Origin of the sequence: uncultured Thiodictyon sp. (assembly GCF_903946935.1) — a bacterium.
Lineage (GTDB): Bacteria > Pseudomonadota > Gammaproteobacteria > Chromatiales > Chromatiaceae > Thiodictyon.
The window spans coordinates 1-5,772 of record NZ_CAJAXH010000206.1; the positions used below are offsets into that span (position 1 = coordinate 1).

General features: G+C 60.1%; 6 protein-coding genes. 1 reads left to right on the plus strand and 5 read right to left on the minus strand.

Annotation, left to right across the window (positions count from 1 at the left end):
* Positions 1-716, minus strand: a 716-nt coding sequence (locus QZX93_RS17420) for a DUF87 domain-containing protein (RefSeq protein WP_295394789.1), incomplete at its 3' end; no start/stop codon positions are given.
* 229 nt (positions 717-945) lie between these two features.
* Between QZX93_RS17420 and QZX93_RS17425 the strand changes: the two genes are divergently transcribed.
* Positions 946-3,423: an SUMF1/EgtB/PvdO family nonheme iron enzyme gene (locus tag QZX93_RS17425; RefSeq protein ID WP_295389683.1), complete on the plus strand. Its 2,478-nt coding sequence runs from the start codon at positions 946-948 to the stop codon at positions 3,421-3,423.
* Between the two features lie 330 nt (positions 3,424-3,753).
* Here the strand turns inward: QZX93_RS17425 and QZX93_RS17430 are convergent, their stop codons facing one another.
* The 4 genes from QZX93_RS17430 to QZX93_RS17445 form a co-directional block, all read right to left on the minus strand.
* Positions 3,754-4,635: an SMEK domain-containing protein gene (locus QZX93_RS17430; RefSeq protein WP_295389685.1), complete on the minus strand. Its 882-nt coding sequence runs from the start codon at positions 4,633-4,635 to the stop codon at positions 3,754-3,756.
* 142 nt (positions 4,636-4,777) lie between these two features.
* Positions 4,778-5,020: a hypothetical protein gene (locus QZX93_RS17435; protein ID WP_295389687.1), complete on the minus strand. Its 243-nt coding sequence runs from the start codon at positions 5,018-5,020 to the stop codon at positions 4,778-4,780.
* Positions 5,021-5,022: 2 nt separating this feature from the next.
* Positions 5,023-5,259 (minus strand): hypothetical protein, encoded by a 237-nt coding sequence (locus tag QZX93_RS17440; protein WP_295389689.1) that lies wholly within the window; start codon positions 5,257-5,259, stop codon positions 5,023-5,025.
* 282 nt (positions 5,260-5,541) lie between these two features.
* A partial coding sequence (locus QZX93_RS17445; RefSeq protein WP_295389691.1) for a hypothetical protein occupies positions 5,542-5,772 on the minus strand: 231 nt, incomplete at its 5' end.

A 5,772-nucleotide genomic window follows, 5' to 3' on the forward strand; every position in this document is an offset into this window, starting at 1 on the left:
CTCGCGAGCTCGGTGGGCCGATTGAAGCTGTGCAGCGGGTCGATGCGCACCGACTGGGCGGGAAAGGCCGGATGGAAATGCACGAAGCGCTCCGGGGTGCCGGCCAGGACGCACGCCCGTTGCGCCGTATCGCGCAGGTCGCGGTCGCCCTTGGGATCAATGATCAGGACCGCCTCGCCACGCAGCACGGCTTGGGTGACCAGCAGGTCGAAGGTGCGGGTCTTGCCGGCGCCCGTGACGCCGACGATGAGCATGTGTCCGTCGGTGTGCGAAAGCGGGATGCGCAGGTCCCCATCGCGTCCCCCCAGGCCGTGCAGCCAGGTGGCGCCCATGCGCTGCGGATCGCTCGGGGCGAACTGCTCCGGTCCCGCGCGCATGAGGTCCAGTGCGAGCTGCGTATGCACCGGAAGCCAGTCGAAGCCCCAACCCAGCCACAGGTCCCCGGACCATGACGGCAGGCGGGCGGCGAAGTCCTCCGGGGCGATGCACCCGAGGTGGTGTCCGCGCAGCCATTCGTGTTGGCTTGCGATCCGCACGGCACCCCGGACCCAGGTCAGCGCCATGGCGAGCGAAAGCCAGGCGAGCCAGTGAAAGGCCCCCGTCGGTAGACCCCACAGACCCGCGGTGACCGCGGCAACGACCGCGACGACGACCCACAGGATGAGCGCCCGCCGTTCGTAGTTGGGGCCCCAGGGGTCGGCAAAGGGCTTGGTCATCTGGGATGCTCTCGATCGCTGCGACGGCATCGTCTATGATTCGGCATCCGGCCCCGGGACACAGGACGAAGCGCAGGAATTTCGACTTGATCCGGTCCGCAGCGAGGTCCGGCGCGGTCAGTGGGCCGTGCCCCTCCCTACCCGTCGGCGGTTTCGTGGCGCAGAAGTATCTGAGCCCGGCGCCTTCCCTATGCCGCCAACCTGGATCAGCCAAGGAACCGACCCTGCCATGAGCATCTACCACGCCGTGATGGCCTTCAGCGCGATCACGGCCCACTTGACCCGCGTCTCTCAACAGCGCACCGCTACCCAGGACGGCGACCAGCAACGCGCCTTTCAGCAGCAGCAATTCGAGGCGCAGCGCGAGGAACAACGCCGGCAGGCCAAGGAGCGACGGGAACAGGAATGGGCCATGGCGACCCGACAGCGCCAGACCGCCCTGGAGTTACAGGAGAACCAGAAGGTCCTGGACCACTGGCCGTTGCGGCTTTTCCCCTCTCAGATTCTGCAATCGCACCGCTGCGACGGGCCGACGCCGCTGCGGGTGTTCCTCTCGCTGCCCGCCAACGGCCCGCGCGACCTGGAAGGACCGGTGCGCCAGGCACTCCAGCAATTCCTCTCCACGCACTACAATTTCAATCTCGGCGTGCGCCCGATCGAACTCCTGGACGGGGCCTGGAAAGACGGCCAGTTCCAGGGCGCGGCCAGTATCAAGGCACTGCATGAGCGGTTGCGCTCCGAGCCGACCCTGGTGCTGGAGACCCAGATGCCGGAGGGCGACGACTATCTCTACATCAATCTGGCCTACTGGGGTCCTGCCCAGGATCAGTATCTCTATCAGACCTTGGAGAAGATCGCTTATCGCCCCGTGGTGGAGGATTCCGCCCGCGCCGCGGCACGGCAATGGCGGCAGGCGCGCGAACGCCTGGTCGAGCAGGGTGTCGCCAAAAACAACCCGGATGCCGACCAGCGTTTCGGCGGTGTGCGCGCCACCAACCTCAAACGGCTAGAGCAGGAGGAGGCACTGAGTGCCGCCGGTATCGGGCTCGATCAAGTGGACCTGCCGCCCTTCCAACTCGTCAAGGAGGATTGGTGCGCCATCCACCAATTCCTTATCACCTGGCATTGCCTGACCATGGGATGGATCGGTGATCTCTACCACTTCTCCTATCGGGACACCCCGCCACTCTTGCCGAAGTTGCTGCCTGATCTGCTGCACCAGGACTTCCCGCCGGAGGTCGCCCGCGCCTTCATCGACCACTATTGCCGGAGTTACCGGGCAGTGGCCGCAGAGCGGCCGGCCTGGACGCCAGAGCTTGCGCTACAATTAGCGGTACCGCTCGCCGCATTGCCGAACCGCGCATGGGCCGTCAGAGAGATAGTCCACGCCATTCAGAGCTGGCTGGCTCAGCGTGGGCTTCCGACTATTGCGGGGACTGGTATCGCGGTGCTAGACGACTTCTGCGCCCAAGTTGGCGCGGCCGATGGCCCGGTCGGTCCGGCAGTCCTGGTAGACCCAGGGTTCCTCGCCGGGCTGCGCGATGCTATTGGCAGTCTAAACCGTTCCGACCTGATCGCACGTTTGGGGGGCGCGGCGAGCGCGGCGGCGGCGCGCCAGGAGCGGGAGCAGATGGAGCGGGAGTGCAAGGAACGCGAGCGGCTGGAAAAAGAGCGACAGGAACGGGAGCGGTTGGAGCTGGAGCGGCAGGAACGGGAACATCAGCAGCGATTGGAGCAGGAGCGCCAAGAACGAGTGCGGCTAGAACAGGAGCAACAGGAGCGGGAGCGTTTGGAGCTGGAGCGGCAGAAGCGGGAGCGCCAGCAGCGGTTGGAGTGGGAGAACCAGCGGGTCCAGGCTGATCGTTGGGCGACACAGGTGCCGCAGGACATCCATGGATGGTCCACCACGCAGGTTCAGGGGTTACAGCAGTCGGTGGCTGAATCGCTGGGGTTGGGGCCGGTCTTTCGCGCCCCGCTCAAGGATGGCAGCAAAGGGCCTGAGATGGTATTGATTCCACCTGGAGCCTTCCTCATGGGTGCGTCGGAGAGCGACGACAAAGCCGATGACAGCGAGAAGCCCCAGCACCGGGTCAGCATCGCCCGGCCATTCGCCATCGGACGCTATCCGGTCACCTTCGATGAGTATGATCGCTTCTGTGCCGCGACCCGTTGCAAGAAGCCAGGCGATGAGGGGTGGGGGCGTGGTCGACGCCCGGTTATCAACGTCTCCTGGAATGACTCCGTCGCCTATTACGCCTGGCTCTCGGACCAGACCGGACGGCACTACCGTATGCTGACCGAAGCGGAATGGGAATATGCCGCCCGTGCCGGAACCGCAACCCGCTGGTCATTCGGCGACGATGAGAGCGCGCTGGGAGACTACGCCTGGTTTGAGGAAAACGCCTATGCTTTCTTCCGCTTAGGCGGCAAGACCCAGCAGGTGGGAGAGAAGCGACCCAATCCCTGGGGGCTCTATGATATACACGGAAACGTCTGGGAGTGGGTGCAGGACAGTTGGCATGAGAACTATACGGGCGCTCCGGCCGATGGTATGGAATGGTACCAATCTTGCATTTCCGTTGGCCGGGTGTTACGCGGCGGCTCTTGGTACCTCAGCGCGAAGAACGCGCGCGCTTCGGACCGCTTCAGGTACCGCCCTGAATTCCTCGGCAAGAACCTCGGGCTGCGGCTTGCTCAGGAACTTTGACCTTGTACACTTTACGACTCTTATCGTTCTTTTTTTCTTTTCACCGCTCCTGCTGCTCGGGAGCAGCAGTCACAACTGTGATCGGTTCGCCGTCCTCATGGCAGAGAAGAATCAAGCGCTGCTCGTCACTATCGTGGACTCCAGCGAGGTAGGATAGGCAACAGCTCTGCCTTCGCACTTGATTGCTCGCGTGAGGGTATCCGCGCCTTACCCTTCCGCCGCACATATAAGCTATACCAGGGATATCAGATAGAGATTCTGCATTTTGGTCATCTTGCGAAACAGCACCAAGAACTGGGGCGCCGGCTCGGCACCCAAGCTGATTGGGTATCATATCACTTGCATGCGCAAATCGCTGCCAATTTGCTGGGCCATCTCATTTGCTTTTTCTATAATATAACTCTTATGCCTGCCAATCTCACCTAATTGATCGGCGTCAATCGCAACAAGCCCCGAACTGGCATCCCTGCATTGATTGACGATCGCAACTATTTGCGAAATCGCGTTGCGGACCGCTGTCAAGAATGCTTGTATTTTCGGATCGGAAAAGCTATCAATGCTCTTTCCTTTTTGTTTCCGTCCAATTGTCCCTTTGCTGATTAGCTCGGTGATTTCATTCAATCCCTTAATCATGTCAGCGTAAGAACCCTCACACGCCATCCGATGTTTTATCGCGCTTCGATCAATGCACCGAAGAACTATTTCAAGGCAATTGTTGTCATCGTACGGGTGTACCCGCGAGAAATCCGAGTGCTGTTGGAGGGCATCAACGAGATCCTGCGCAAGATCATCATCGTTCCGGTCGGTTACTAATGAAATAAGATCATTTATGTTAAGGACCGTACAGAATGTCGGCAGCGCCTTGCTCCTTGAACATTCGATAAAGCCAAGAATGATCAATGTGTCATAATCACGACTCAGTTTGTGTTCATTGAACATCTTCAATGTATGCTTGATTTTCTTGGAGTCGGCGTTAGTAGTCACCTGAACCGCCGTGCGTTGCGCATCATCCGCTAAATCAATCGCCGGGAAGTTTGGGAAGAGGAAGTTCTTGTTCTTCAGGTCAAGGTTGTGCGTCGCCTTAAACATCTGGATCGAGAGGCTTTCCAAGAGCCGCGTCATATCGCTGAACCCTGCCTGCTGGTTGTTTTTCACATACAACTGCACTAGAGAAAAATCATGTATTAGGTTGTTGATTGTTTGCTGTAGCATGACGCTTTCTATTTATCTCTTGCAGCTTAGTAACGGTTGATTTTCGGCAATTCGTCGCGTCTGGTTGGCGCAGCGTAACTGGACTATCTGAGGGGCATAGTTATGGCGGAGAGATCCGGCGACAGTATACCTAATACATATCCTATGGATGAACCTTCAGTTCTAGGGATTTCTTTACCGCGATTGGTACGGCAATCGGAACGAACCGATCCGCAGAGTAGAGATAGTCCTCCCCGCTCTCGTCAATGATCCGCAGGTCGCCGTCCGCGCTCGCGTCTTCGTCGGGAAGGACGCGATAAATCTTATGCAATTCCAGGGATGCAGGATAATCCGAGTTGTCGATACAGACAACATACTCTGGAACTTCGCTTGTTTGCTTGTTCATAGTCATTCCAGGTAACACTTGCGCTTCATTTCTCTCTTGCCGATTCCGTGAGCTTCGTACCAATGCAACTCGGCGCGACGGAGTCTACCGCTGTTCAATCGCAGGAGGGCGGTTCCTTTGACTTTGCGCCAATTACCCCTTCCGTACTCGCGGTTCAACCGGGCTATGTCACGGATACCAGGGCCGCGAGCGATCAGCTCAACATCACTGATATCACTGATGATCTCGAAGTCAGACATGAAGCTCTACTGATGGGACTTCGGATGATCTCCGGTCCGCGGTTGCGTGTGGCATCCAAACGTTGCGGACGGGGCGAATGCCCGGTCCGGCGTCGATTGCCGGAGCCCGCATGCAGTCGATGTTCCGCCAAAGTCGTCCGCCAGGTCAAGAGTGCCTTTCATGCTGGGCACTCAAGAAGCCGCCAAGTCTGGAATCTCCAATCATCCCCAGGTCCGCGGGCGCGGTAGTCGCAGCGGAATTCGGCGGATCGCAGATGGCTACAAGGCTTTGCTCCAGCGCAATCAGTCAAGCACCAGCCCGCTGCAGTGGCGGACCCGTACGCTCAAGGAGGAGCCGCGTTTGAGCGAGCCGCGCGGGCGCAGGGCGTCCGCCCGGCACTCCTGTACGCCCTGGCCGTCGCCCGCACCGGCCGGGTCGATGCGCACGGCACCGCCGCGCCCTGGCCCTGGACGGTGATCACCCGCGGACGCCCCCACCACTACCAGGACCGGGCCCATGCCGCACAGGCACTC

Bases quoted from the DNA above. Each gene is read 5' to 3' on its own strand.
- QZX93_RS17435 (WP_295389687.1), bottom strand. From the start codon at position 5,020: ATGAACAAGCAAACAAGCGAAGTTCCAGAGTATGTTGTCTGTATCGAC.
- QZX93_RS17430 (WP_295389685.1), bottom strand. From the start codon at position 4,635: ATGCTACAGCAAACAATCAACAACCTAATACATGATTTTTCTCTAGTG.
- QZX93_RS17425 (WP_295389683.1), top strand. From the start codon at position 946: ATGAGCATCTACCACGCCGTGATGGCCTTCAGCGCGATCACGGCCCAC.
- QZX93_RS17440 (WP_295389689.1), bottom strand. From the start codon at position 5,259: ATGTCTGACTTCGAGATCATCAGTGATATCAGTGATGTTGAGCTGATC.